Origin of the sequence: Paenibacillus sp. Root444D2 (assembly GCF_001426375.1) — a bacterium.
Lineage (GTDB): Bacteria > Bacillota > Bacilli > Paenibacillales > NBRC-103111 > Paenibacillus_E.
This window is the reverse complement of the sequence record NZ_LMEO01000045.1, coordinates 1,161,952-1,186,716: the sequence shown is the minus strand read 5'-3', so window position 1 is coordinate 1,186,716 and position 24,765 is coordinate 1,161,952. Positions and strand designations below refer to the sequence as shown.

The 24,765-nt window shown below is 44.9% G+C and carries 18 protein-coding genes; 14 read left to right on the top strand and 4 right to left on the bottom strand.

Annotated elements, in window-relative coordinates:
• Nucleotides 1-12 precede the first annotated feature (12 nt).
• From ASD40_RS26440 to ASD40_RS26425, 4 genes are all read left to right on the top strand, one after another.
• Nucleotides 13-942 (top strand): peptidase U32 family protein, encoded by a 930-nt coding sequence (locus ASD40_RS26440; RefSeq protein WP_057306099.1) that lies wholly within the window; start codon nucleotides 13-15, stop codon nucleotides 940-942.
• A gap of 26 nt (nucleotides 943-968) precedes the next feature.
• Nucleotides 969-2,252, top strand: coding sequence for a peptidase U32 family protein (locus tag ASD40_RS26435; RefSeq protein WP_057306098.1), 1,284 nt, complete (start codon nucleotides 969-971; stop codon nucleotides 2,250-2,252).
• Between the two features lie 171 nt (nucleotides 2,253-2,423).
• Entirely contained in the window at nucleotides 2,424-4,604 is a 2,181-nt protein-coding gene (locus tag ASD40_RS26430; protein WP_235549390.1) for a methyl-accepting chemotaxis protein, read from the top strand.
• A 146-nt stretch (nucleotides 4,605-4,750) separates the two neighbouring features.
• Entirely contained in the window at nucleotides 4,751-6,565 is a 1,815-nt protein-coding gene (locus ASD40_RS26425; protein ID WP_057306097.1) for a peptidoglycan D,D-transpeptidase FtsI family protein, read from the top strand.
• Here ASD40_RS26425 and ASD40_RS26420 read toward each other — a convergent pair.
• A complete protein-coding gene (locus ASD40_RS26420) occupies nucleotides 6,551-7,747 on the bottom strand; it encodes an ATP-binding protein (protein ID WP_268795929.1) in 1,197 nt (398 codons plus the stop codon). The genes ASD40_RS26425 and ASD40_RS26420 overlap by 15 nt on opposite strands.
• A 313-nt stretch (nucleotides 7,748-8,060) precedes the next feature.
• On the opposite strand from ASD40_RS26420, the gene ASD40_RS26415 reads away from it, so the two are divergent.
• Nucleotides 8,061-8,885, top strand: a complete 825-nt coding sequence (locus ASD40_RS26415) for a lipoate--protein ligase family protein (RefSeq protein WP_063870834.1) — start codon at nucleotides 8,061-8,063, stop codon at nucleotides 8,883-8,885.
• 58 nt (nucleotides 8,886-8,943) lie between these two features.
• Here the strand turns inward: ASD40_RS26415 and ASD40_RS26410 are convergent, their stop codons facing one another.
• Nucleotides 8,944-9,675: an alpha/beta hydrolase gene (locus ASD40_RS26410; RefSeq protein ID WP_057306094.1), complete on the bottom strand. Its 732-nt coding sequence runs from the start codon at nucleotides 9,673-9,675 to the stop codon at nucleotides 8,944-8,946.
• 264 nt (nucleotides 9,676-9,939) lie between these two features.
• Between ASD40_RS26410 and pdhA the strand changes: the two genes are divergently transcribed.
• The 4 genes from pdhA to lpdA all read left to right on the top strand — a co-directional run bounded on the left by pdhA (nucleotide 9,940) and on the right by lpdA (nucleotide 14,891).
• A complete protein-coding gene (gene pdhA / locus ASD40_RS26405) occupies nucleotides 9,940-11,022 on the top strand; it encodes a pyruvate dehydrogenase (acetyl-transferring) E1 component subunit alpha (RefSeq protein ID WP_057306093.1) in 1,083 nt (360 codons plus the stop codon).
• Nucleotides 11,023-11,118: 96 nt separating this feature from the next.
• Nucleotides 11,119-12,099, top strand: a complete 981-nt coding sequence (locus ASD40_RS26400; protein WP_057306092.1) for an alpha-ketoacid dehydrogenase subunit beta — start codon at nucleotides 11,119-11,121, stop codon at nucleotides 12,097-12,099.
• 31 nt (nucleotides 12,100-12,130) lie between these two features.
• Nucleotides 12,131-13,471, top strand: coding sequence for a dihydrolipoamide acetyltransferase family protein (locus ASD40_RS26395; RefSeq protein WP_057306091.1), 1,341 nt, complete (start codon nucleotides 12,131-12,133; stop codon nucleotides 13,469-13,471).
• 4 nt (nucleotides 13,472-13,475) lie between these two features.
• A complete protein-coding gene (lpdA, locus tag ASD40_RS26390; RefSeq protein ID WP_057306090.1) occupies nucleotides 13,476-14,891 on the top strand; it encodes a dihydrolipoyl dehydrogenase in 1,416 nt (471 codons plus the stop codon).
• Nucleotides 14,892-14,973: 82 nt separating this feature from the next.
• Here lpdA and ASD40_RS37990 read toward each other — a convergent pair whose 3' ends face one another.
• Together ASD40_RS37990 and serC are read right to left on the bottom strand one after the other, a co-directional pair.
• Nucleotides 14,974-15,642, bottom strand: a complete 669-nt coding sequence (locus ASD40_RS37990; protein ID WP_063860409.1) for a YdeI/OmpD-associated family protein — start codon at nucleotides 15,640-15,642, stop codon at nucleotides 14,974-14,976.
• A gap of 24 nt (nucleotides 15,643-15,666) precedes the next feature.
• Entirely contained in the window at nucleotides 15,667-16,755 is a 1,089-nt protein-coding gene (serC, locus tag ASD40_RS26380; protein WP_057306089.1) for a 3-phosphoserine/phosphohydroxythreonine transaminase, read from the bottom strand.
• A 501-nt stretch (nucleotides 16,756-17,256) separates the two neighbouring features.
• Here serC and ASD40_RS26375 point away from each other — a divergent pair.
• The 5 genes from ASD40_RS26375 (at nucleotide 17,257) to ASD40_RS26355 (ending at nucleotide 24,713) form a co-directional block, all read left to right on the top strand.
• Entirely contained in the window at nucleotides 17,257-19,071 is a 1,815-nt protein-coding gene (locus ASD40_RS26375) for a sensor histidine kinase (RefSeq protein ID WP_057306088.1), read from the top strand.
• The gene (locus ASD40_RS26370; protein ID WP_057306087.1) at nucleotides 19,064-20,665 is read left to right on the top strand and encodes a helix-turn-helix domain-containing protein; all 1,602 of its coding nucleotides are present in this window, start codon (nucleotides 19,064-19,066) and stop codon (nucleotides 20,663-20,665) included. Before ASD40_RS26375 ends, ASD40_RS26370 begins: the two co-directional genes overlap by 8 nt.
• Before the next feature lie 157 nt (nucleotides 20,666-20,822).
• Nucleotides 20,823-21,884 carry an ABC transporter substrate-binding protein gene (locus ASD40_RS26365; RefSeq protein WP_057306086.1) on the top strand — a complete coding sequence of 354 codons (1,062 nt, stop codon included), beginning with the start codon at nucleotides 20,823-20,825 and terminating at the stop codon, nucleotides 21,882-21,884.
• A gap of 74 nt (nucleotides 21,885-21,958) precedes the next feature.
• Nucleotides 21,959-23,059, top strand: coding sequence for an ABC transporter ATP-binding protein (locus ASD40_RS26360; protein ID WP_057306085.1), 1,101 nt, complete (start codon nucleotides 21,959-21,961; stop codon nucleotides 23,057-23,059).
• Nucleotides 23,046-24,713, top strand: coding sequence for an ABC transporter permease (locus ASD40_RS26355; protein ID WP_235549389.1), 1,668 nt, complete (start codon nucleotides 23,046-23,048; stop codon nucleotides 24,711-24,713). The genes ASD40_RS26360 and ASD40_RS26355 overlap by 14 nt, the downstream gene beginning before the upstream one ends.
• Nucleotides 24,714-24,765 lie beyond the last annotated feature (52 nt).

The following is a 24,765-nucleotide window of genomic DNA, read 5'->3' as shown; positions in this document are numbered from 1 at the left end:
TAGGGTAAGCAATTGAAAAAACCAGAGTTAGTAGTAAGCTGCAGCAATGTGGCAGAACTGAAAAGATTGATCGAAGCAGGCGCAGATGCGGTTATTATTGGCGAAGCGCGCTACGGCATGCGTCTGCCGGGAGAAGTGAAACTGGATGAGATGCAGGAAGCTGTGTCCTGGGCACATGAACAGAAGGCTAAAGTATATGTTGCTGTAAACAATATTTTCGACAATAATGCCCTTGAAGGGCTGTTTGATTATTTAGCTAAATTACAGGAATACGGTGTGGATGCTGTCATTTTCGGTGATCCCGCGGTACTTATGACTGCCCGTAGCTTACCTAAGCCGCTAGCGCTGCACTGGAATGCAGAGATGACCTCAACTAATTACGCGACTGCGAACTATTGGGCTAAGCAAGGAGCTACCCGTGTGGTCCTGGCTAGAGAACTGAATATGGAGCAGGTTTTGGCTTTTAAAGAGCATGCCGAGTTGGCTGTTGAAGTACAAGTACATGGCATCACCAATATTTATCACTCTAAGCGTGAGCTAGTGAAGAATTATATCGAGCACCAAGGAAAAGATGCAGCTAATCAGGATCGTTCCTTGGAGCGGGGGCTTTTCCTCATTGAACATGAACGACGTGATCAGCGTTACCCTGTATACGAAGATAGTAATGGCACGCACATCATGAGTTCCGAAGATATATGTATGTTGGAAAATTTACCCGAGCTTATAGACGGTCAAATAGATAGCTTGAAAATCGAAGGTCTTTTGAAATCTGCACTGTATAACGAAACAGTTGTGAGAAGCTATCGGGCTGTAATCGATGCTTATGCCGCTGATCCTGAGGGATATAGCTTTCAACAGGAATGGTTGGATGCGATCGTTAAGCTGCAAGATCCTGAACGTGAATTGTCATATGGGTTTTTCTACAAAGAACAGGTATATTGATAGATGAAAGAAGGTGCGTTATCGTGATGACGACAGCCATAGAAGCCCGAGCTAGAGGAAAGCGTATTAGGCTTAACAAGCCGGAATTACTGGCTCCGGCAGGCAATTTAGAGAAGCTAAAATTTGCGATTCATTACGGAGCGGATGCGGTTTACATCGGTGGTCAGAAGTATGGTCTCCGATCAAACGCGGATAACTTTTCACTGGAGGAAATGCGCGAAGCCGTAGAGTTTGCCAATCAATATGGGGCAAAAGTATTCGTAGCAACGAATATTTACGCTCATAATGAGGATATAGAAGGCCTTGATGATTATTTGAGAGGACTTCAAGAGGTTGGGATTTCTGCTATTATTGCAGCTGATCCAATTATTATGGAGACATGCAGAAGAGTAGCTCCTAAGCTGGAAGTTCATGTGAGCACACAGCAATCTGTGATGAACTGGCAAACCGTGAAGTTTTGGAAAGACCAGGGTATTGAGCGAGTTGTTCTAGCCCGCGAAGTCAGCATGGAAGAAATCGATGAGATTAAAGCTCATGTCGATGTAGAGATTGAAGCCTTCATACATGGGGCTATGTGCAGCTCGTACTCGGGCAGATGCGTGCTTTCTAATCATTTCACAGACCGAGATTCCAATCGTGGCGGCTGCTCGCAATCATGTCGTTGGAAGTACGATTTATTTGCCAAGGATCAACCTCTTTCCGCGCCTTTGGCGACAGATTTGCCTATGTTTGGCGAGGAGGATGATGCTTTCACGATGGGTTCGAAGGATCTGAGCATGATGGAACATATTGCGGAGATGATCGAATCTGGCGTAGACAGCTTCAAGATTGAGGGCAGAATGAAGAGCATTCATTATGTGGCTACGGTTGTTAATGCTTACCGCCAAGCGATTGATGCTTACTTTGCCGATCCGGAGCATTTCGAGGTCAACCCTGTATGGCAGGATGAAATATATAAAGCGGCAAACCGACCTTTGAACTCCGGCTTCTTCTATGAGGCGCCTGGGCATGAGGATCATATTTTTGAGCCAGAAGATAAAGTCGTTGGATTTGATTTTGTTGGTCTAGTTATGGGGTATGATGCTGAATCGGGCACGGCGCTCATACAACAAAGAAATCATTTCAAGCCTGGCCAAGAAATTGAATTTTTCGGGCCGGATGGTACGCATTTTAAGCAAAAGGTTGGCATTATACGCAATGAAGATGGCCAAGAATTAGATGCAGCTAGACATCCGCTTCAATTGGTTAAATTACAAACGGACAAACCTGTAAAAAAATGGGATATGATGCGAAAGAAAACAGGAAAATAGTACCATGGAAACTTCCTCCAGACTCAGTTATATTGGAGGAAGTTTCTTTTTTATTATTTTAGATCGGATTTTGAAGGATAATGGTAAACTATGTCGAAATTATTAAAAAACGTAAAGTGAACCCTTTACATTCTAGTTCAAAAGTATGGTATTCGTAGGAAGTAGAAACTAATGGCGGTGAACAAAATGAAAGAGAAACTTCAAAGTATTTTAGACAAAGTAGTTCAAGCAATTCGTAATGTTCCATGGGGGCGTATTGTTGGCGTGGCAAGCAAGAAATCTAAACAAATGGGTTCGATTGCTTTTAAAGAAATGAAACAAGTCAAGGTAGAAAACCCCGTAAAATCCGTAGGTATGAAGCTGTTTTTAATGTTTTTTGTAAGCATTCTTTTTTTCGTCATCACTGTGGGTCTGATTTCTTACTCGGTATCGAAAAATGTGATTAAGAATAAAGTGTCTGAATCCAGTCTTCAAACCGTAACGCAGGCGGGGCAAAAATTAGATTTCCTTTATCAAACTTTTGATGAAGTATCTCTGCAAATTATGCTTAACAAGGAACTGCAGGATTTGCTTGGGTCAATTCCTACCTTAGATCCATCCTCTTACGAAGCTCTTGACGTTACTCGTCAATTGACAGAGAAATTGAATGTGGTGACTTTCTCGAACAAAGCAATTAAAACGCTTCATCTTTACAAACCTGATGGTAAACTGATTGTCATTACCGGTTCTGGAGGAACTGCATTTAGCGACAATTCAAGCACTAATGATTGGTTTAAGAAGATTGTTGAGAACGGTGGAAAAGTGACTTGGTTAGATAGTAGGGTCAAAGGGTATTCCAGCAGCTCGTCCAATACATTTGCCATTGGTCGTGTGATGAGAAATACACTTACGAATTCCACATCAGCCATTCTTCTGATTGAGCTTAATACAGATCTTCTAACAAAAGAGCTAACTGGAATGTCATTAGGTGATGATAGTAAGGTTGTCATTACGAATGCAGAAAATAAATACATAGCTAATAAAGAAATCTCGGAATTAGAAAAAGATTCTGCCGTCAAATTAACGAAAGAACAGTTAGATGAAGAACACGGTTCTTTTACAACAAAAGACGATCACTTGGTTGCTTATTATAAATCAGCTGTATCCGGCTGGAATCTAGTTGGCGATATACCTGTGAGCTCACTTGTGAAGGATGCTAAGAAAATCTTCAATTATACACTTCTAATCGCCTTGTTCGCGGCTATTGCTGCTGTACTAATCGGATTATTCGTAGCTAGAATGATCGGACGTCCTCTGATTAATCTTCGTAATTTGATGCAGCAAGGTGCTAAAGGAAAGCTTACCGTGCGTGCGAACTACAAAACGCAAGATGAAATTGGACAACTAGGTGCCAGCTTTGATTTGATGATGCAGCAGATTACAACCTTGGTTCAACAAACAAGTACTTCTGCCCAAGCTGTTTTCGAAACAGCACAAGAATTAACGAATTCCTCTAAGGTAACGGCTACAGCTGCAAGAGAAATTGCAGTGGCGACGGATGAGATTTCCAATGGTGCTGGAGGATTGGCGACGGAGTCTGAGAGAGGCAATGAGTTGACTTATCATATTGGCGAGCAAATGAAGCAGGTCATCGAAGCGAACCTCGAGATGGGAACAGCTGCTGCTGATGTTCAAAGCTCCAGCGAGCAAGGAACGAAGTATATGACTGAACTTATTTCGAAAACGAACCTGACGGAGGAAATGATCCGCTCGATGGTTGATAAAGTCGATAATTTGAAAGACAGTACTCGTTCGATTCGTAAGATCCTGGATGTTCTGAATAATATGACGAAGCAAACGAATATTTTGTCTTTGAATGCGACAATTGAGGCCGCACGCGCCGGTGCAGCTGGTAAAGGCTTCATGGTGGTTGCAGATGAGATTCGAAAACTAGCGGATCAATCCAGACAATCTATTGATGTCGTAGGTCAAATTACAGAAACCATCACGAAAGAAATCGATGAGACGGTGAAAGTGCTTTCGACGGCTACACCAATTTTCCAAGAACAAATATTAGCTGTTAAAGAAGCCGACACCATCTTCAAACAAGTAACGAACCACATGGGTGGATTCATTACGCAACTAAGCACGGTAAGTGATTCGATCTCCACATTGGAGCAATCACAAGTTGTACTTTCCGATGCAATGACGAATGTAAGCGCGGTAGCGGAGGAATCTCTAGCTACATCGGAAGAAGTTGCATCTTTGAGCTCAGAACAGCTTAGCATCAGCGACGGTTTAGTCAAACTATCGGACAAGCTGGATCAGTTGTCCAAATCGCTTAACGACACTTTATCCAAATTCGAAGTATAAGTATCATAGAATACGTTGTCCACTCTCCATTTAGGAGGGTGGATTTTTTTATTGAGCATTAACGTGGAGCGGGCAGTTTGACCATGAGCAGGAATGACGATACTGAAAGCAACAGCAGTTATCGTTAGTTAGAAGGAGTCAGGAGCATGAGGATTAAACCATTATCGTCTTTAGAGAAACGCCGAATCTTTCTTGTTCTGCTCACGATCTTACTCTTGTTTATAGGGATCGTTGGCAAGCTTTTTTGGATACAAATTGCCACGACGGAAAGTTACTCCTCACGAGGGGTTAATTTGGTCAAAAACTCAGTCGTACAAAGGCAGCGGGCCCTTGTGCTGGAAAGCGGCCGTGGAGAAATCTTAGACCGTGATTTAAAGCCGATGACGGGGAAAATCATTAAAGCTCTAGTGGCGTTTCCTATTAATAGCTACTATCAAGGTAATCCTCAGCAAATAAACCAGCTCGCTAGCATTTTGAGGACGAATACGGTTCAATGGCTTGCATTCTCTCGTGATTTGAAAGAGCCGCAAGTGTGGCGCACTGCTGAGGGGGGAAAACCAGTCATGTTAAGCGATCAACAGGAGGAGCAAATTAATGCCCTCGGCTTGCCCTTTTTGAAAGTCGTGAAGATGGAAGATCGCTATCCGTCAGGCATGACAGCTCGCCAATTGATCGGGTTTATTGGGCAAAATCCGGATAGAGTGATGAGTATCTACGGTGCTGATCTGGAGAAAGGAAAGGTTGCGCTAACCTCGAAAATCGGAGGTGCAGGACTGGAGAAAACGTTCGATCTGTGGCTTCGAGGCATTGGTGAGACGTCAATCTCTTATTTTACAGACGCAGGAAAAAGACCGCTAGCTGGCCTAGACGCCCGAATGATTGCACCTGATAATACCTTCTATCCAGTCAAATTAGTGACAACACTGGATTTAAGCGTGCAGCAACGAATTGAAAACCTAATGGATAAGCTAAATATTCGTGAAGGTGCAGCTGTTGTTCAGGAAGTGGCACAAGGTGATATCGTCGCGATGGCGAGCAGACCTAACTTTGATCAGACAGAAGTCGATCTGGCTAGCAATAACTGGAGCAATTATGCGCTCAAGGCTACAGCGCCTGGCTCGATTTTCAAAACAGTTGTAGCCGCAGCCGCATTGGATAAAGGAATCGTTGATCCCAAAGAAACTTTCAATTGTGAAGGCGCTCTTGGGAAATATGGCTTTACGTGCTGGAGAAGAGACGGACATGGGCCATTAACTTTAGAGCAGGGCTATGCGCAATCCTGCAATATTGTCTTTGCCAGAGTAATGCAGCGGTTGACACCTGCTGAGTTGGAAAGCTATGCACATAAGCTTGGTGTATTGGATGAAGTGGGCTGGACGGGGAAGACGGATAGCGAACAAATCCTCCATCAATTGGATACGGAGGAGCAAGGACAGCTATTTGGAGCCCATACCCCGCATAACGATGAGGGAGTGCTGATGCAAACGGCCATTGGCCAAAGAGATGTCAGGATGACCCCTTTGCAGGCGTCTAATATGGTCGTTACCTTGCTGCATGGTGGAAAGGGCTATTCACCAAGAGTAGTACAAGAAATTCGTTATCAGACGGATCGTGTGATGGAGAAATTTCCAATTCAATTATTAGATTCTGAGGCGGGGCGGGTTTCAGCAGCAACCAGTCGTACATTAGTAAACTGGATGAGGGAAGTGGTAACCGAAGGAACAGGACAAGGCTTAAAGGATGCCAAATGGAAGCTGGCTGGGAAATCCGGTACGGCACAAATTGAGACCGGAAAGCAAGAAAAGGTGAATCAGTGGTTTATTGGTTATGGACCTGTTGATTCACCGAAATATGCCGTTTCTGTTGTTATTAAGAACATGGATCCAACCGAGAGCAATAAGTCCATTCCGTTGTTCAAAGGGATTATGGATATTTTGGCAAGTGATTCAGACGGTAGGTAATGAAATCGTGAAGCAGGTTCCCTGGTCTGGCTGGCTTGTTACTTCAATGAGTCCGCCAAATGTTTTGATGATTCTATAGGAGACCATCATGCCAAGACCGGTGCCTTTATTTTTCGTAGAATAAAAGGGTGTTCCGAGACGGTTCACCTGCTCTGGAGTCATGCCAACACCGTTATCTTTAATTTGTAAAATAACCTTAGCGTTTTTCTTGAAGCCTGTTATTTGCAGAGTACCTCCGCTGGGCATTGCCTCGATGCCGTTTTTCGTTAAATTAACTAAGCATTGTATCATTTTCTCGCTGTTGGCATTTACCACAAGAGAAGACTCCATATCGATAAGAATTTCTACACCGCGCATTGAAGCGTAAGGATTTATGAGATTGCTTAATTTGAGAGATAAGGTGGACACATCCACCTTTTCAAGCTTCTCGGCTTGCGGTTTAGCGAAGGATAAGTAATCCGTTATAATGCTTTGTGCTCGGTCGATTTCTTCAATAACCATGGTCGTATAGATGCGTTTCTTCTCTTCTGTCACTTCAGACTGGCTAAGTATTTGCATAAAGCCGCGGGCAACTGTCATGGGGTTGCGAATTTCATGGGCGACAGAAGCAGCTAATTCGCTTAACACATTTAGCTTTTCGGAACGCTGGACTTCTTGGCGCATCGCTACATTTTCACTGATACGAACAATTAAATAGGTTAACATCCACATCGTCAGCATTTGAACCATACAGAATATTAAGCCATATAGTAGAAAGCTTCTATCCACAGGTACATTCGAAACTATGCGATAAAGCATCGTCATACAGAAGGTTGCTAGAGCGCTAATAAAAGCAAGAAGACTTGGAAACATCACTTTGGGGGTAAGGTGCTTCCAATTACTAAGTGCAATGAAAGCTAAGATGAAGGGTACAAGCAGAGCGGACAGCGTAACAATCCATAAAAAATCAGAACCGTCGACATAGTAGCTATAGGCTAGAATAATTGCGGAGACTACCAGTCCTGAACGTATGCCGCCATAAAGGAAAGCAATCAGTATAGGGATTGTGCGCAGATCAAAATTGTTGCCTGTTGTTGTGAAAAAGGGATGAGACATGCTGAATATGGCTGCTAATGAACAAATGAGCCCAATAAATGCTCGATTTGAAACATTAAAGTGGAAGGGACCGGGTCGATCCAACACTAAAATATGACAAAGCAAGATGGGGAGTGTTAATGCTAGTATATTGAGTAGTAAGTCATCAATTACATTCAAGAATCTCGCCTACTTAATTAAAAATTTGGGTTTATTTTTATTTCGACAGAAAACTTAAAATTCCTTTGATTTCTTTCCAAAATTTTGATGTTTTTTGACAAGTTCTGACGGAAACTTGCTGTATATCCATTTTTCAGGAAAAATGTTTCTCTTTCTGTACATGCTCTTTATTGCAGCAAAGGCTTGTATCGCTTACAATTCTGTACATGGATACAAATCGTAGGCTCAGGAGATTATGCAAATGACGACTTTAGAACTACCCTCTTCATTGGTTATTCATGATCGATCCGGTGAAACTGCAGCGCAACCGATTTTATATGCTTTTGCTCTGGAAGAACTTTTATGTCGAGCAATAGGTAAAACAGCACCGCCGATTCTGCACGTATGGAGGCACCCACGAGCCTTTGTGATGGGACTGAGAGATAGTCGCCTACCAAATGCGGCCGAGGCTAACGATTGGCTGCTAAGTCAAGGCTTTGATACGGCTGTAAGAAACTCTGGAGGTGCAGCAGTGCCTCTCGATTTGGGCGTCGTGAATGTATCCCTGTTGTTACCGAAAAGTGCGGGTGACATGGAGCATCGCAAGGATTTCGATTTAATGGTAGCTTTGATAAGAGATGTCATGAGTACAATAACCAACCGTATCGATCAGGGTGAAGTGATGGGTTCATTTTGTCCGGGGGAATTCGATCTAAGTGTTGGTGGACGTAAGTTTTGCGGCATTGCACAGCGCAGACAACAGCATGCCTTATCGGTTCAAGCATTCATTATCGTGGAAGGTTTGGGTGAAGCAAAAGCATCTTTGGCAAGAAGCTTTTACGAGCGCGCGGCGGGTTCTGCATCACCAAACGACTATCCGGCAGTGGCGCCAGGAAGTATGGCGAGTTTATCGGAGTGTTTACATATAGAGTTAAGTGCAACGCGTTTCACAGACAATTTGGTACAGGTGATGGCCACAAAAGGAGTGAAAGTACAGAGTCCTAGGGATATCCCGGGCTATCCGAGTGAAGATCAGATACAGGAAATGATGGAGCTTTTGAAGCAGCGTTATGCGATTAAAGTATAAATAAATGCGGCCCAACTTGCGTCAGGAGACGGAAAGTGGACCGCTTTTTTTAGCGTTATCATGCTAGAAAATAATGTAGGGCCGCGTCCAACTCTCCTTGCCAAAATCCCCATAAATGTTTCCCAGGCTTCTCGATATAGTGAAGGGTAACATTTTTATTTTCCATCTCAGCTTTGGCTAGACGGTTTTCTCTTACGAAATCAAAAGTACCTCGTTCCGTTTTTACATCTGTCTCATCCAAGCCAATTAACATATACAGCTCCAGCCACGATAAGTCGTCCTCTGCCTTGATACGTTCTCTGGTAATGTCGAAAAATGCGCCCGATAAGGATATAACACGGCAAAAAAGGCTAGGATAATCTAAGGCGAGATGCAAGGACACGGTCCCACCAAGGGAATCACCCGCCACAATGCGTTCGTTCCGTTCGGATCGAATCGGATATCGGCTTTCTACATAAGGGAGGAGTTCCTCTGCGAAAAAACGGCAGTACACATCATGGCGTTCACCCTCAGGCGCATATTCCGAAGTGCGGTTACTATTATTCACATCCACACCGACAACAATGGCGGGCTCTAAGCCTTCATCTAGAATACAGCGTGTGATCGTAGTCGCAATTCGGCCGAAATTAAAGAATTGCTCACCATCTTGGCAATAAATGACCGGATAGGAGAGCAGTTCGTTGTATCCGGGAGGGAGATAAATGCGCAGGGTGCGATTTTCTCCGAGAAGGACAGAGGTGAGTTCATCTTTCACAATCGTTCTTTTATAAAAGCGAGAGTCATCCGACATGGTTGTGCTCCTTTAACTTTCTCTTAGACCTAATTTCATGTAGCAAGTGTAAGCTTGTCGTTTAGAGGGTAATGTGTATTATAGCAGTTGTAAATTTTGTGTTAACTGTATTATATATTTTCGGGAACTGTACTATTCACTCTGTTGAAAAAAGGTCATATACCACAGGGATGCTGGTGTACAATTCACAAAAACAGGTTTATAATAATACTATAACAGAAGTGAAGCTAGCAGGCATCAAAATCATATAAGAGGTGAAATGGTATGAGTAAGCCACTTGTCAGCCAAGCGAATTATGAAGTGACCACAGAGAAGGTTGAGCCTTTACAGGTTCTAGCTCCAGATGGCACCATTGTTAATTCCGACAAAATGCCTAAACTTAGTGACGACCAATTGAAAGAACTAATGAGAAGAATGGTATTCACCCGCGTATGGGACGAAAGAGCAGTTAATCTTGGTCGCCAAGGACGTCTTGGTTTCTATGCTCCGGTATCCGGACAAGAAGCTTCGATGATCGGTAGTGAATTTGCATTAAATAAAGACGATTTCATTTGCCCGGGTTACCGCGATATGCCGCAGCTCGTTTGGCACGGACTTCCGCTTTATCAAGCATTTTTGTATTCCCGCGGTCATCAGCATGGCGGACAAATTCCGCAGGATGTACACGTGCTTATGCCGCAAATCATCATCGGAGCTCAAATTTTGCATGCTACCGGTGTAGCTATGGCATTCAAGAAACGTAACCAACCGCGTGTTGCGATTACGTACACAGGCGACGGAGGAAGCTCCGAGGGCGATTTCTACGAAGGCATGAACTTTGCAGGAGCATTCAAGCTGCCTGTCATTTATTTTGTACAAAACAACGGTTATGCAATTACGACTCCTTATTCGAAGCAAACAGGTGCGCTTTCTGTGGCGCATAAAGCACTTGCTGCCGGTATCAAAGGCGTGCAAGTTGACGGAATGGACGTATTGGCTGTTGTTCAAGCTGTTACCGAAGCTGCTGAAAGAGGACGCAGAGGCGAAGGCGCTACGTTGATTGAAGCATTAACTTACCGTTACCGTCCGCATTCCTTGGCGGATGATACGACGAAATACCGAACCAAAGATGAAGAGAGTGACTGGGAGCCTAAGGATCCGCTTACGCGCATGCGTCTGTTCTTGACTAAAAAAGGTCTTTGGAGCGAAGAAGAAGAAGCTCAAGTGAAAGAAGAAGCGAAAGCAACGGTTGCTGAACATATCAAAAAAGCGGAAGAAACAGAGAAAATGACGGTTCCAGGCCTAATTGACTCTATGTTCGAAGTAACACCGGCACATCTCGAAGAACAGAAGCAAGCGTTTAAATAAATCAGGCTTACGATGCCAGTTTTTCTAGCGAAAAACTCAGCTTAAGCTTACGAAGCAAGTTTTCTCACGAAAACAATTAGGAGGCACGGAGAAGTCATGGCACAAATGACGATGATTCAAGCGATAAAAGACGCAATGCGCGTTGAACTGGAAAGAGATCCTAATGTAATTTTGTTCGGCGAAGACGTTGGCCATGTTGGTGGCGTATTCCGTGCTACGGAAGGTTTACAGAAAGAATTCGGCGAAGAGCGCGTATTCGATACGCCTCTTGCTGAATCAGCTATCGGCGGACTTGCGGTTGGTCTAGGAGTTCAAGGCTTTCGTCCGATTGCAGAAATTCAATTCGTAGGTTTTATTTATGAAGCGCTGGACCAAATTTGCGTGCAAGCAGCTCGTATGCGTTACCGTTCCGGCGGCCGTTACAACGCTCCAATCGTATTCCGTACACCTTTTGGTGGCGGTGTTAAAGCGGCTGAGCTTCACACGGATGCACTCGAAGGTTTGCTTGTTCAAACTCCAGGTATTAAAGTTGTTGTTCCTTCCAACCCTTACGATGCGAAGGGACTGCTCATTTCCGCGATTCGCGATAATGACCCTGTCTTCTTCATGGAGCATCTGAACTTATACCGTGCATTCCGCGCAGAAGTACCAGAAGGCGAATATACCATTGAGCTTGGTAAAGCAAATGTTGTTCGCGAGGGCTCAGATGTGACGGTTATTACTTACGGCGCTATGGTTCACACATCTGTGAAAGCAGCGGAAGAGATCGAGAAAACACAAGGTGTGAAAGTTGAAGTTATCGACTTGCGTACACTGATTCCTCTTGATATCGAAACAATTGTAGCTTCGATCAAGAAAACAAACCGTGCGATTATCGTACAAGAAGCACAAAAAACATCCGGTGTAGCGGCAGAGGTTATTGCACAGATTAATGAAAAAGCGATCCTGCATCTGGAAGCTCCAGTCTTGCGTATTGCACCGCCAGATACAATCTATCCGTTCGCTCAAATCGAAGACGCTTGGTTGCCTAGTCCAGCAAGTGTCATTGCAGGCATTAATCAAGTACTCGAATTCTAATCACAGTCGAAGGTAATAGGAGGTTGTGCACGTGGCTTTGTTTGAATACAAGTTTCCAGAGCTTGGTGAAGGCATTCATGAAGGCGAGATCGTAAAGCTGTTGGTTAAAGCGGGTGACACCGTAACAGACGAATCGATTCTTATGGAAGTACAGAATGATAAAGCAGTAGTTGAAGTTCCTTGTCCGGTTGAAGGTAAAGTCGTTTCCGTTGCCGTAAAGGAAGGACAAGTTTGTAATATTGGCGAGCTCGTTATGACAATTGAAGTGACAGGCGAACTGCCTGCTGAATCCATGCATCATAAGACCGACAGCCATGCTGCGACTGCAGCTGCAGCGGTTCCAACTGCTGCCCCAGCGGCGGCAGCACCGGCACCTACAGCAGCGCCTGCAGTTGCTGCTCCAGCAGCAGCCGCGCCAAGCGCTGGCGCAGGCCGCGAAGTGCTTGCGACGCCAAGCGTACGCAAGCTCGCAAGAGAGCAAGGCATCACACTCGCAGAGGTGACGCCTACAGGTAAGCACGGCCGCGTAACACGCGAGGACGTGCTCGGCTTTAACACTGATGACGGCGCTGCCGCGGCTCCGGAAGCAGCAGAACCAGCTGCGTCATCAGTAGCAGCTGGCGGAACGACACCGTCATCAGTGGCTGCGCAGCAGGTTGTCGTAGGCGATCGCGTCGAAGAACGGGTTCCGTTCAAAGGAATCCGTAAAATTATCGCGAACGCTATGGTTAAATCCGTGTACACGGCTCCGCACGTGACATTGATGGACGAAATCGACGTATCGGCACTTGTCGCACTGCGTGAGCGCACGAAGCCACTCGCCGAGAAAAAAGGCGTGAAGCTGACTTACCTGCCTTTCATCGTAAAAGCATTGGTTGCGGCTTGTCGCCAATTCCCAGCGCTCAATGCGATGATCGACGAAGAGAAACAAGAAATCGTCTACAAAAAGTACTACAATATCGGAATTGCAACAGATACAGATAACGGATTGCTCGTTCCTGTTATCCATGATGCAGACCGCAAGAATATATGGTCGATCGCTTCTTCGATTAAAGATCTGGCCGTTCGCGGACGCGAAGGCAAATTGGCTCCGAACGAAATGAAAGGCGGCACGATCTCCATTACGAACATCGGTTCCGTAGGCGGTATGTTCTTCACACCGGTTATCAACTTCCCTGAAGTTGCGATCCTGGGTGCAGGCCGTATCACAGAGAAACCAGTTGTGAAAAATGGACAAATCGTTGCAGCATCGGTAATGGCGCTTTCCTTGAGCTTCGACCACCGTATCGTGGATGGAGCGACAGCACAAAGCTTCCTGAACTACATCAAACAGCTTCTGGCTGATCCAGAGCTTCTCGTCTTGGAGGTGTAACAATATGGTAGTAGGAGATGCTTCTTTAGATATTGATTTGTTGGTCATTGGTGCAGGTCCCGGCGGTTACGTAGCGGCCATCCGTGCTGCTCAGCTTGGTCAAAGCGTTCTGATTGTTGATAAAGCGGAATGGGGCGGCGTGTGCTTGAACCGCGGCTGTATCCCATCCAAAGCTTTGATCTCCGCTGCTCACACGTATGAGCATGCTCAGCACGCTGACAGCATGGGTATCTCTGTAGAGAACGTGAAGGTGGACTTTGCAAAGGTACAAGCATGGAAAAACAGCATTGTTGCCAAACAAACGGGCGGCGTTGGCGCGCTGCTCAAAGGCAACAAGATTCAAACGTTCCAAGGCGAAGTGATGTTCATCAATGAGCATGAAGCACGTGTGTTCAATGATGCAGAAGCTCCTCGCTACCGCTTCAAGCACTGCATTATCGCGACGGGTTCCCGTCCGATCGAGCTGAAAGCATTCCCTTACGGCGGAAGAATCATTTCTTCCACGGAAGCGTTGAACTTGCCTGAAATTCCGAAAAGCATGGTCGTTATCGGCGGCGGCTACATCGGAATTGAGCTAGGTCAAACGTATGCGAAGTTCGGTACAAAAGTAACCGTGCTTGAAGGCTCCGATCATGTGCTTCCAGGCTTCGAGAAAGAATTTACGAAGCTTGTTGCACGCAGTCTGGATAAAGTTGGCGTAGAGGTTCATACTGAAGCTTTGGCACAATCATGCACAAAGACAGAAAACGACGTTACTGTCACGTTCACTGTAAAAGGCGAAGAGAAGCAAGTAACAGCGGATTACGTATTAGTCACCGTTGGTCGTCGTCCGAATACAGATGGCGAGCTTGGTCTTGATCTCATCAACTTGAAAATGACGGACCGCGGTTTGATTGAAGTGGATAACCAAGGCAGAACGAGCATTCCGCATATCTTCGCGATTGGTGATGTTGTACCTGGTCTTTCATTGGCACACAAAGCTTCCTATGAAGCTAAAGTGGCTGCTGAGGTGATCGCAGGTCACTCCAGCATCGTAGATTACAAAGCAATGCCTGCTGTTGTATTCTCGGATCCGGAAATTGCTGGCGTAGGTCTAAGTGAAACAGAAGCCAAAGCACAAGGCATCAATGTTACAATTGGTAAATTCCCTTATGCCGCTAACGGTCGCGCTAACTCTTTGAATGCAGGTCAAGGTTTTGTGAAGCTTGTCGGCGACAAAGAAACAGGCCAACTGCTTGGTGGTCAAATCGTTGGTCCGGAAGCATCTAACTTGATCGGTGAGCTTGCTCTTGCCGTTGAGATGGGCGCTAACTTGGAGGACATCGCACTTACGATTCATGCACATCCAACATTGACAGAAATGATCATGGATGCCGCGGAAGGTGCGCTTGGTCACCCGATTCACCAACTTGGTAAATAATTAGCTTTATTCCTTTAGTTTCCACACCTTTAGATAAAAAGTCCCGAGAGTTTGGCATTTGCCGCTCTACGGGACTCTTTTTTTATTCTTTGAATCTAGGATTTTTGATACCCTGCTGCAGCTTCTCTACCGTCTTGACGACTCGCGTGCTGCGTGTTTCCTCACGTTTGGCTTCCGTAATCCACTGCGCGTATTCCTTGCGGTTGCTGTAGGAAAGCGTTGCAAAGAAATCAGCAGCCGAAGGATTCACGCGAAAAGTTTCTGCGAGATCATCCGGTACAATAACCACTTTCTCACCGGGGGCTGATTCTGCTTTAACATTTGCCCGGTCAGCTAATCGTTCGCTGCGCGGCGTCTTCACGAGGCCGATAGGGCGAAACCGCATAGCTGACCACGTCTCGTCAATGGACACCAGACTAACGCCTTCAAAATGCAAATCGGTGACCGTTTGCCAGCCAGAGTCGCGATTAATGTCCGTTTTTATTTTAGAGGTTCCTTTGGGATAGTTAATCCATAACATACCCTCAGGTGTTACGGCCTCAATGGCTTTGGGAGCCAGCTGCTGGACCTCAGTAAGCGTATGGACGAATACTTGGACAAAGTCATAAGCCTCAGTGCCTTCTAATCGGTCCGTCAGCAGAACGCCTTCAGGGAGGGGATTCAGCATATCAAGATAACCCTCCGGCGCGTTCATGATGAGTGCTCGTTTACAACTTCCTAAACGTAGCTTCTTAGCGAGTGCGTTTTCCATTGAACCTCCTCATTTCTTTATCATTTAACCATTTCCTCGTGCAAAATCTACCATGAAATCAGCTAAAGCCTGACAGGCTTCAAATGGAACAGCATTGTATGCCGAAGCGCGCAGACCCCCTACACTTCGATGACCGGCCAAACCTTCAAAGCCGTTAGCCTCTGATTCTTTGATAAACTGACGCTCGATTTCTTCATTCGCCATACGCCAAGTGATATTCATATGCGAGCGATCGCTAACTTCGATAATTCCGTTGTAGAATCCGCCGCTATGATCAATAACATCATAAATTAGGCCAGACTTTATGCGATTAAGTTGTTCTAATTGCTCTACGCCGCCTTTGTTCACTGCCCATTTTAGCACTAAATTCATCATGTAAATGGCGTGAACAGGCGGCGTATTGAACAGTGACTTGTTTTTGGCGAATGTTTCATAGCGCATGATCTCAGGGATCTTCTTGGAAGCTTTCTCCAGCCAGTCTTCGCGGATGATGGCAACTGTAACGCCTGCTGGTCCCAGATTTTTCTGAGCGCCGGCATAAATCATCGAAAACCGCTCTAGATCCAGCTTTCTGCCGAGGATTTCACTCGTTAAATCGGCTACGAGGGGCGTGCTGCCCACCTCTGGAATTTCATTGTAACGGGAACCTTCAATCGTGTTATTCATAGTGATGTGAATGTATGCTGAATCAGGTGCTAGTTGGGCTGCAGATAACTCAGGAATACTACGCCAATGCTGGTCTTTGGAGCTTGCTACTACACGTGTGTGGCCAACAAAAGAAGCCTCTTTATAAGCTTTTTCCGAAAAGCTCCCCGTCAATGCATAGTTGGCCGTCTGATTCGTGTTTAAAAAGTTTAACGGAAGGAGAGCGAACTGTGTGCTCGCCCCACCACCCATAAAAAGCACCTCATACCCGCTAGGCAGGCCAAGTAGTTTCAGAAGAAGCTGTTGGGTTTCCTGATTCAGATCCTCAACCGTTTGGCTTCGGTGAGACATTTCAAGCAGTGAAATACCTGTCCCTTGATAGTCCACAAATTGCTCTTGTGCCTCTTCAAGTACCTCCAAAGGCAGTGCAGCGGGTCCTGGGTTAAAATTGTACCGTCGTTTCGTCATTTCTAATTACCTCCCGTATGAATGTGGTAAAACGAACGCAATTACCCCACAAAGTGATGTGTACCCTTCGAAGCATATACCAATTACTTTGCGGGGGCCCCGAAAAAAACACAAAAAACGCCCTCATCCGATTGGGACGAGGAGCGTTTGCTCGCGGTGCCACCCAATTTAAGAAACATTCTGGTGAATGCTTCTCCACTTGGTTCCGCGGTAACGGGCGGTGCCGGTTAACTTAGAATGACTCACTTTGCTGAGCGCAAAGGGTTGTTCTTGGCGAAAACGCCTCCGAGTTGGAATCTCATCATAGGCACGATCAAGTATGTATATTGAGTAGAAGTATAAGCTTATTTGTAGAAAAGGTCAATCATTTTGGTGAGTTTCCAGTCGTTCCGTTTTTCATGTAGGGGTTGAAGTTCATACTATTGTCCTGTACTCTTGTCATTGAAGAGAATTCATTAGATAAAGATAATGACGATTGAAATAAACGGAGGGAGTGAGGTTATGTCCAATTTTCGAAATCGAGTACAGAACTATTTACTTGGAACAAGCCTTCAGAAAAAGCTCATTATCCTATTCCTTCCGTTGGCTATAATTCCCTTATCCATTCTGGGAACTTTCTCCTATTACAAATCGTCACAGGTCGTACAAACGCAAGTGAGCAAGACGATTCTTGAAAGCTTGTCTCAAGTGAATTACAGCTTGAATTATTTCGTTAAAGATATCGAACAGTTGACCATGTACATTTATAGTAATAGAGAAATACAAGATATACTGTCTAAAGATCAGGGCAGAACATTAGCGGAGAAGCAGCAGGATGAGAAGAGGGTCAATGATATTCTCGATACCTTCCTGGGTTTCAAAAACTGGAATATCGCCATCTACCTGCTTGGGGAGAACGGGGATCGTTATTTTACAGGCAACCTTCTTCCTAGTCAGTACGACGATTATAACCTGAATTGGGGATTGTTTCGTAAAATGCGGCTGGCAGGCGGCAATATCATATGGGATACGCATTACAGCATGAAGAAGACAGAGGACTTCGGCATTGTGTTAAGCAGCGGCAGGCTGCTGAAGAAGATTGAAACGAACAAACCGCTCGGTTTCATGATCGTGGATATTATGGAGAACGCTTTGGCTGACAAGTATAATAAGGCCCATTTACAGCCTGGCGGACAAATGCTGCTGTTGGATCGAAATGGGTATGTCATTTCGAGTACGCCTTCCAAGCATATCGTGGGCACGAAGTTAAACGAACCTTATTTAGATAAAGTATTATCAGGTAACAAAGGATTTTTCGAACCACCCAGCAAAGGTTCTGCCCCTGTTATGGTCATTTACGATACTTCTGAGATTACGGGATTCAAGCTGGTTAGTATTGTGCCAGTTGCCGTTTTGACAAAGGAAAGCATCAGCATCCGAAATTTGATGTTATTTATTATGATCTTGTTCGGTGTTGTGTCCTGCTGGGTTGCCTATGTGTTATCGGTGACGATTACGAATCCGCTGCGGAAGCTGAAATCACTGATGTATCTGGTGGAAAACGGCAACATGGACGTTGCATTTTCTTCCAAATATAGGGATGAGGTCGGGCAGTTAGGTCTCAGTTTTAATAAAATGGTACAGCGGATCAAGCAGTTGATCGATGAGGTCTACAAGAAGCAATTGATGTTGAAGGAAGCAGAGATCAAGGCGATTCATGCTCAATTCAACCCGCATTTTCTCTATAATGCTCTGGATTCGATCAATTGGATGGCACGAATTCATAAAATGACGGATATTAGTCAAACGGTTATTTCGCTTGGAGAGTTGCTGCGGTTTAGTATCCGCAAAGGTCAACCCTTCATCCAAGTAAAGGAAGATATGCATCAAATCCGCAATTTTCTAATCATTCAACAGATGCGCTATGGGGACAAGTTGGAAGTCGAGATTCATATTGATGAAGAAATCGAGTCCTTATATACGCTCAAACTGTTGATTCAACCGATCGTCGAAAATGCCATCACACATGGATTAGAGATCAAACCGGGAAAAGGGCTGCTTTCCATTAGGGGATGGCGGAGCCGGGAATGTGTACGCTTCGAAATCCGAGACAACGGTGTAGGTATGTCATCAGAAATGGTGGAACGTATTCTTAGCGGCAAATACGTATCGGATAGTGAGCAGAATACAGGTATTGGACTGGAAAACTCGATCAAACGGCTTCAGCTATACTTCGGCTCGAACTATCGCTTTGAAATCGAGAGTGAGATCATGCAAGGAACGACTATTCTTATCGAAATTCCCATTATGCGCTCAGGAGAGGATCATCGTGTATAAACTATTCATAGTGGAGGATGAGTGGCTCGTCTTGCAAGGGCTGAAATTGACAATTCCTTGGGAAGAAATGCGCTGTACCGTGATTGGCGAAGCAAGGGATGGACAAGCAGGTTTAGAAGGAGTTATAGCTAACCCGCCAGACATCCTGCTGACGGATATTCGGATGCCTGCAATGGACGGCATTCAGCTTGCTGAGAAAGTGGCGGAGATGCTGCCACAAGTGAAAATTGTATTTCTGACAGGTTTCGATGATTTTATATATGCCCAGAAGGCAGTTAAGCTGGGGGCTGCTGATTTTGTGCTTAAGCCTACCAATCCGGACGAGCTCATCCAAGTTATTGGACGCATTACATCCAAGCTTGATGAGGAACGCCGATTGCAATCACAGCAGGAGCGATTGAAGCTTAAGTATGGATGGGAGCAGCCGCTGATTGAAGAAAAGGTTCTCTATGATCTTATGCTGGATTATGCGGGAACGCTTGAAAAAGAATGGTTTGTAGAGTTTGGCACAGGGATAGAAAACAAAGAAGACGGAGTTGTTATCCCTCCATATCGCGTTTTATTGCTGCAAATGGACGGTCTTAAAGATATGGGGACGGATAGCAGCCATCTCCGTGATCAGATCAAGGAACGGATTAAAGAACTGTCCACCCTTACTTTGGTACGAATAAACGAGACGCGTTATGCGCTTCTGGTCAATCGTCAAGTTGAACGAGATAATCTGGCCGTCTTATTTGATAACCTAATGTTGTTATTATCTTCCTTTGCGCAAAGATGCGTTCTAACGGTCAGCCATTCGTTTGCAACGATCGATTTGATTCCGGCTGCCTATATTCAAGCCATGCGTGCCTTGTATCAAACTGTCTTTTTAGGTGGCGAGAAATTGATATGGTTTGAAGATATCGAACGGCAGCAAGAAACGGTAAGTGTAAATCACACCATGCTGAAGGAATTGATCGAATTGGTCAAATGGGGAAGTCCTTCATCCATCGAAGTCCACACTCGGTTGTGGTATTCGCATCTCATACACCTCTATGAAGATGGACTTACGGCAAGAAGAAGCTTTTTCGAATTTATCGTAACGTTAAATTCCCTCCTGCTGAGAGATAACGAATTGCATAACATCGTCATCGATAGCGGGTTACTCCTAACATCAGCTGAACGAGTGGATGACTCGCTTGAACAATGGCTGATTCGCTTAAACGAAACGTTATTTGAGTGGAACCGGCAATGTACGGAGCAATCCGATCCTCAAAAGAAGAGCGGGTTTGAAGAGATCGAGCAGTTTATCCGAAAGCATTACGCTGAAGATATATCTCTGCAAGGTATCGCAGAGCGCTATCATATGAGTGAAAGCTACTTCAGTAGACTGTTTAAAAAGCAGGTTGGAACCAGCTTTCTTGAATATGTGACTTTGATTCGAGTACAACAAGCAAAGGAGCTTCTGACGAATCCCCGTCTTAAAATTTATGAGGTATCCGTACAAGTCGGTTACCAGGATCCGCGATATTTCAGCCAACTATTTCGCAAGTATACAGGGGAAACTCCTACAGAGTTTCGTAAACGGCTCGGGATTGAGAGCCTTCCGCTATAGGCATAATAGGAATTCTCCACTTCATGACTTGGTGGAGTTTTTATTTTGAGCAAAAATTTCAACAAATACGAAAATTCGTCACATTGAGAGTGCTTTCATCTGAACGTATAGTAAAACTAGAAAGATAAAGACACAAATCATATGGAGGGTTAACAAAATGAAAAAATCACTAACGAGTCTTTTATCCCTGCTGCTTGTCGGTTCTCTGATCGGATGCGGTGCAAAAGAGACCCCAACGGCGAAACCGGCCGAATCTTCTGGACAACCTGCGACTAGTCAACCCTCATCAAAAACGGGTGGTAAGCTTACCTTGTATTCCCCGAATGCAGCAGAGCTTAATAACCCGATTATTAAGGAGTTTCAGGATCGTACAGGCATTGAGGTACAGTTGATTTCCGGTGGTACAGGAGACCTCCTGAAGCGTGTACAAGCCGAGGCAACCAATCCGCTGGGCGATGTATTTTGGGCTGGAGGAGCTGATTCACTTGAAGCCTACAAAAAATATTTTGAACCTTACAAAACAAAGGAATATGACAATATTTCTTCGCAATATGTAGACAAAAACAATGTGTGGACACCATTTGCCGCACTGCCAATGATCATCATGTACAATAAAGAGCTGGTTAAAGCAGGCGAGGAGCCAAAGGGTTGGACAGATCTACTGGATCCGAAATGGAAAGGGAAGATTGCCTATGCGGATCCTGCAAAGTCCGGTTCTTCCTATACGCAATTAATCACCATGCTGACAGCAAACGGAAAAGACCAAGGTTGGGGTTTTATTAAGAAGTTTGTAACCAACCTGGATGGTAAAGTATTGTCAGGCTCTGGCCAGGTATATAAAGGGGTAGCTGACAAAGAATTTGCGCTTGGAGTTACGCTTGAGGAAGCAGCGTATCGTTATGTGGAAGGCGGCGCCAAAGTCGGCATTATTTATCCTACCGAAGGAACTTCAGCTGTACCTGATGGAGCAGCAATCATCAAGGGTGCTAAAAATATGGAAGATGCGAAGAAATTTATCGATTTCCTAGTTAGTAAAGACGTGCAGTCTCTCATTCAAAAGGAATTCAAACGCCGTTCCGTTCGTAAGGATGCAGAAGTGATTCAAGGTATCGCACAAGCCAAGGATATCAAGCTCGTCGACTATGATTTTGATTGGGCTTCCAGCAAGAAAGACGAAAATATTAAACGTTTTGGCAAAATTGTATCCGGACAAGAATAATGAATTGATCAAATGAGCGGTGCCTTACTTTAATGGTCTAGGCACCTTTTTCTTAGACATCGGAGGTAAATAACATGCAAAAAATCGTCTTTGACCACGTGACCAAATATTTCGGAACCGCCAAGGCGGTCAATGATGCTCATTTAACCATCCAAGAAGGGGAATTCTTCACCTTACTCGGACCCAGCGGATGCGGAAAAACAACGCTGCTGCGGACAATTGCTGGTTTCTATCGTCAAGAAGAAGGCGATATTTACTTCGGCGATCGTAAGATTAATGATGTGCCGACACATGAAAGAAACATTGGAATGGTTTTTCAAAACTATGCGATTTTTCCACATATGACCGTGTTTGAAAATGTGGCTTATGGATTAAAGGCTCGGAATGTGAATAAGAAAGAAACGGAACAGCGCGTAATGGAAGCGTTGGAGATGGTTCAGCTGCAGCACTTGCGAGATCGTGTTCCTTCTAATATGAGCGGCGGTCAGCAGCAGCGTATTGCATTGGCACGGGCTATCGTTATTCGTCCAGGCTTGCTGTTAATGGACGAGCCTTTGTCCAACCTCGACGCCAAGTTACGCATCAAGATGAGATCGGACATCCGGCGACTGCAAAAGGAACTGAACATCACAACGATTTACGTGACGCATGATCAGGAAGAAGCTTTGGCTGTTTCCGATCGCATTGCCGTAATGAGTGAAGGTATCATTCAACAAATTGCGCCTCCAGAGGACATCTATGCTTATCCGGCAAACCAATTTGTAGCTAACTTTATCGGTACATCGAACTTTATCGAGGCCGAGTGCCGAGGCAGTAAAAGCGATCAAGGTGAAGCTGAGATTCAACTGCTTGGAACGTCTTTCCGACTGCCGCTCTTGAAGCCATACGAAGGGAAATCGCTGTTTTCGCTGCGTCCCGAGCGTATTCGGCTTGAATCCGAGAACACAGGCGAGAATTTGATTCGAGGTACGGTCGAGTCCGTTACTTTTCTTGGTGAAAAAGTTAGCTATTTAATTGAGCTTCCAAATGGTTTTGTGATTGACATTCAAGAGCATGCTGTAGAACCTCATCAGCTGCGTAAAGTGAAACAGGTTGTTTATGTGAATTTACAGTTAGATAAAGCAACGATGTTTGATGAAAGCGGCAAGGAGGCGGTCTACCGTGCAAGCCGTTAAGAGAAGCCGGTGGTTCTCCTTCAAACAATGGGACTTCTGGTCTTGGGTGACATTGTTTGTGTATCTCTTTCTATTCGCTTTTATCGTATACCCTTTATTCTCCTTGCTGTTCAACAGTTTTTTTAATGACCAAGGGATGTTCTCGTTAGCCAATTACGCGAATTTCATCAAGCTGAAGTATTATTACAGTGCCCTATGGAACAGTTTGAAGGTATCCGTACTTACAACGGTGTTCTCTATCCTAATAGGTGTTCCACTCGCGTATATCACAACTCGCTACAATGTGAAATTTAAAGGCATTATTCAAATTCTTGTAATTATGTCCTTGCTTTCCCCTCCTTTTATCGGAGCGTATTCTTGGATTTTGATGTTAGGGAATAACGGTTTTCTAACACGATTCCTGCATGATATTGGGATTCCATTCTCCTCTATTTACGGATGGAAAGGTATTGTATTCGTCTTTACACTTCAGTTCTATCCGCATATTTATTTATATGTTTCTGGTGCACTGAAAACGATTGACACTTCGCTCGAAGAAGCGGCAGAAAGCTTGGGACGTTCAAGCTTCCACAGGCTGCGTACGGTTACGATTCCGTTGATTTTTCCTACACTTTCAGCTGGCGCTTTAATGGTGTTTATGGCGTCGTTTGCAGATTTTGGCACGCCGATGCTGCTTGGCCAAGGTTTCAAGGTATTGCCAATCTTAGCCTATGAGCAGTTCATCAGTGAGATGGGTGGAAACCCCGCCATGGCTAGTACGTTAAGCGTAATCCTTATCATTTGTTCTACGAGTATTTTGTTTCTTCAACGATACTTTGTCTCCCGCAAAAATTATACGATGACGGGTATGCGGACACCGAAAGTAGAAATACTGGGGCCGCTGAAGAAATGGCTGTTTACTGGCTTTGCTTTGTTGGTCGCATGTGTATCGATTATTCCTCAGGCGACAGTCATTGTGACCTCGTTCATCAAGACAAAGGGACCGGTATTTCAAAATGGATTTAGTTTAGATAGTTATAAAGAAATTTTGTTCCGCGTACCCAAGGCGATCTTGAATACGTACACCTACTCCTTAATATCCATCGTGATCATGGTAGTAATGGGGATGTTAGTTGCCTACGTGTTGGTTCGCAGGAAATCGAAGTTGACGGCGATGCTCGATTCCTTGATCATGATACCTTATGTCATGCCGGGAACAGTTCTGGGGATCAGCATGATCATTGCTTTTAATAAGCCTCCTGTAGTGCTGACGGGGACATGGGTCATTCTGGTCATCGCTTATGTGGTGCGCAAGCTGCCATACACGATACGTTCCAGTACGGCGATCTTGTATCAATTGGATCGCAGCGTAGAGGAAGCTTCGATCAGCCTTGGCGTACCGCCTATGAAGACATTCTTCAAGACAACGGGACGTTTGATGGCACCCGGTGTTTTGTCCGGAGCGATTCTGAGCTGGGTCACGACCATTAATGAATTAAGTTCTACGATTGTTCTTTATTACGGGGCGACAGCAACCATTACCGTGACGATCTACAGCGAGGTATTTACAGCTAACTACGGTACAGGTGCAGCTCTTGCCTCAATCCTTTCACTCACGACGTTAATTTCCTTGATCATAGCTAATAAGCTTAGCAAGAAGGGGCTGCAGTTGTAACGGCTTGAGTGAGAAACGTCTTTCATGAAGGCTCATGATTTCGGAAACTTGT